This window comes from Okeania sp. SIO2B9 (assembly GCF_010672505.1).
Lineage (GTDB): Bacteria > Cyanobacteriota > Cyanobacteriia > Cyanobacteriales > Microcoleaceae > Okeania > Okeania hirsuta.
In genome coordinates this window covers 1-3671 of the sequence record NZ_JAAHGK010000795.1, presented here as the reverse complement: position 1 = coordinate 3671, position 3671 = coordinate 1, and the positions used below count along the sequence as shown (strand labels likewise).

At 35.2% G+C, this 3671-nt stretch carries 1 protein-coding gene; it reads right to left on the bottom strand.

Features of this window, described 5'->3' with window-relative positions:
* Positions 1–937: 937 nt before the first annotated feature.
* Positions 938–3430: an ATP-dependent DNA helicase RecG gene (gene recG, locus F6K13_RS23515; protein WP_124145722.1), complete on the bottom strand. Its 2493-nt coding sequence runs from the start codon at positions 3428–3430 to the stop codon at positions 938–940.
* Positions 3431–3671 lie beyond the last annotated feature (241 nt).

Here is a 3671-nt window from a genome sequence, read left to right as displayed (position 1 = left end):
ACATCTAGAGAAGGAAAAGTCAGTTGGTCTGAGTTGAGTCTTTCAGTGATTTTTGAGATTCTACTATTGCGTATGGAAAAATAGTGATGAATAAATTTTTGATTTTGAATTAATAATTAGTTTCTGTTTGTTTGTCTGGAGCGATCGCTCAACATCTTCAGAAGAAAAAGTAGTGTCGTGTCAAGCTGAAAATGGTGTATTAAATTTTTGAGTATAATTCTTGCTCTGACTAAGGTTTGGAGAATTTTCCTAAAACACTATTTCAAGCTTGACGCGCTAGTAGTGGACTGACACAGCTTAAATGGTGCATTAGATTCAATTCAAAAGTCAAAAGTCATGCATTCAAAAGTAAGAATTTTCAAGTTAAAAGCTAATGCACAGTTTTAGCTGTGTCAGTCTAGTAGGGTGTGTTAGCGAAGCGTAACGCACCGAAACCCACCCTACTGGACTCGGAAAACTGACAACTTCTGAAAGGTTTTCTACTAATTTAAGTACATAATAATCTTCTCAAATGGCGCGTTACTTCTACTGGACCTTCCCATACTGCTAAAATGGTGCGTTACATTTCATTAACGCACCCTACTGGACTGACACACTCCTGTTTGTTTGTCTAACACAAAATTATGATCTAGATTGAGTTCCTTAGAGATTCAAGATAAGCTTGATATAGCTCATCTGGATTCGTTACTGTCAATTCTGTATGGCCACATTCTCCACAAATAGTTGCCTCAAGAGCCTCTCTGTGTGACCGTTTAAAAATATAGCGTCTGGTTTTTTGAATACTTCAACTTCTAAAGGTGTTATGCTGCCATTGTGCCCCCTATCAATTATCCTGACATTGTGCATTAACTTTTCAGAATTACATTTTGGACATCTTTGCATATCTCTATAATACCTCCTGAAAATTCTAGGATTAATCTATTATAAATATTAAAAATCAATTTAAAATCGACCCCCCCATCATTTTCTGATACCGCCATTCCAACTCCCTCCTCAAAAGAGGCCAACTATTCAAACTTTCATCCTTCTCCATCACCCGAAAAGCAGCACCCCGCGCCAACTCCAAAACCTCCTGGTCCTCAACCAAACTCGCCAAAGCAAAATCCGGCAACCCAGACTGCTTCGTTCCCAAAACCTGACCAGGTCCCCGCAAACGCATATCCATCTCCGCAATAAAAAATCCATCCTGAGACTGCTCCAACACTTTCAAACGTTCAGTAGCATCAGTGGAACCCGCACCCCTCATCAACAAACAATAAGACCGATGGACACCACGACCCACTCGCCCCCGCAACTGATGTAACTGAGATAAACCAAACCTTTCTGCATTTTCAATCAACATTACTGTGGCATTCGGCACATCTACTCCTACTTCCACCACAGTTGTAGATACTAAAATCTGAGTTTGATTATCCCGAAATGCACTAATTGTTTGGTCTTTTTCTACACTTGTCATTCTGCCATGAAGTAAACCTATTTTAAATTCTGGGAAAACTTTTTCTGCTAACTTTTGATGTTCTTCAACTGCAGATTTTACATCCAATTTTTCTGACTCTTCAACTAAGGGTAAAACAACATAAACTTGTCTACCTTGAACTATTTCTCGGCGGATTAAATCGTAAGCTTTTTTACGTTGTCTTCCAGTTAAAGTAGTTGTTTGAATTGGTTGTCTTCCTGGTGGTAATTCATCTATTTGACTAACATCCAAATCTCCATGTAATGTCAGAGCTAAAGTTCTCGGAATTGGGGTAGCTGTCATTGCCAAAAAGTGCGGAGATTCACCTTTTTGTTGTAATTTTGCTCTTTGTTGAACACCAAATCTATGTTGTTCATCTATTACTACTAAACCTAATTTGTGAAAATTTACTGCTTCTTGAATTAGAGCATGAGTGCCGACTAATACTGGTAATTCTCCAGTCTCAAGTTGAGAGTGAATTTCTCGACGTTTTGCTACCTTTGTCGAACCAGTTAATAGTTCAACTGGCAAATGTAAAAGATTAAACCAAGCAACTAATTTTTTATAATGTTGTTCTGCTAATACTTCTGTTGGTGCCATTAAAGCAGCTTGATAACCTGCTTGAATTGCTGCTAACATCGCCACAACTGCTACTACAGTTTTTCCTGCTCCTACATCTCCTTGTACTAATCTTTTCATTGATTCAGGTTTTTGTAGGTCATTGAGTATTTCATTAACTACTCTTTTTTGAGCATTAGTTAATGCAAATGGAAGTAATTTATAGAATTGCTCGATTAATTTTCCTGTAGTTGGTAAAGCTATTCCTGTTTCTACTTTTTTTTGTAGTTGCCGACGTTTCAATAATCCTAATTGTAGGTAGAAAAATTCATCAAAAACTAAGCGACGACGAGCTGCTGCTAAACAATCTCGATCTATAGGAAAGTGAATATTTTTAATCGCATTTTTTAAATCTATTAATTGATATTGATTTAGTAATGCTTCAGGCAATGTATCTGATAATTGTTCTGCTGTTGGTAAAACTGTAAATATTGCTCTTCTAACAACATCTGCTCCTACTCCATCTGTTAAGGGATAAACTGGTACTAAACGACCAACTTTCATTGATTCAATTTTACCCCCTTCACTATCAAGAACTTCTATTTCTGGGTTATCTAAATTTTTTCCATATTTGTTTTCTTTAACTAAACCTGAAGCAGCTACTGTTGCACCGACTGGATAGATTTTTTTCTGCTGCATTTGCCAACCTTTATTACTAAATCTAGGTCCGGCAAAAAAGCGACTTATTTTGATTTGACCTGTAGCATCTGTGAGAGTAAGTTCAAGAATGGTTAATTTCTTATTTTTCGGGCTAGAAAAACAGTTAAATCGTTTAACTTTGCCAATTATTGTGACAGTTTCTCCAGGTTCTAGGTCGCGAATATGTACTTGACGAGCATAATCTATATGGTCTCTTGGGTAATAATAAAGTAATTCTCTAACTGTATATAATCCTAATGTCGCTAGGCGATCGCTGTTTCTTTTGCTAATATCTTTGACTTCTGTTAATGGTTGTTCTACATCAAGTTTATCGCTGTATTTTTGAGAAGTAACGGAGTTGCTTTTTAGTGTTTTTTGACTTTTTTCTTCTGATTTAAATCTCTCTTTTTTTATTGTTTCTTCTGGTTTTACACCTTCAGAAATATATTGCATTTTTTGTAAAAAATATTTAGTTATTTCTAGTAATTTTTGTCGCTCTTCTCTGGTCATTTCTGGATAGCTGACAAATTGATTAGATATCTCCTGAAATTGATTTTGATAACCTTTTAATATTATTGGTGACTTGCTCAAACTGATACTTAAAAAGTCATTAAATATATATTGTTTTCCCTGGATATTTTGAAATCCATATTGTACTTCTACTGACAAAGCTTTTTGTAGTCTTTCCCAGTCTATATTTTCTCTTTCGTTATTCATGACATATTATTTCTGTAATATTTTCTTAGTCGCTCATTTATAGAAATTCACACTTAAATAAATATCAGCATTCAGTTTTTTGACTTCTTTTATTTTGCTTTCTTTGAGGAAATCCATTTATATATTTAATGAATTTATTCATTAAATATATATTGTTTTCCCTGGATATTTGGAAATCCATATTGTACTTCTACTGACAAAGCTTTTTGTAGTCTTTCCCAGTCTATATTTTCTCTTTCGT

What these genes read in the sequence shown, in the direction of transcription:
- recG (WP_124145722.1), bottom strand. Translation starts at nt 3,430, where the DNA reads ATGAATAACGAAAGAGAAAATATAGACTGGGAAAGACTACAAAAAGCT.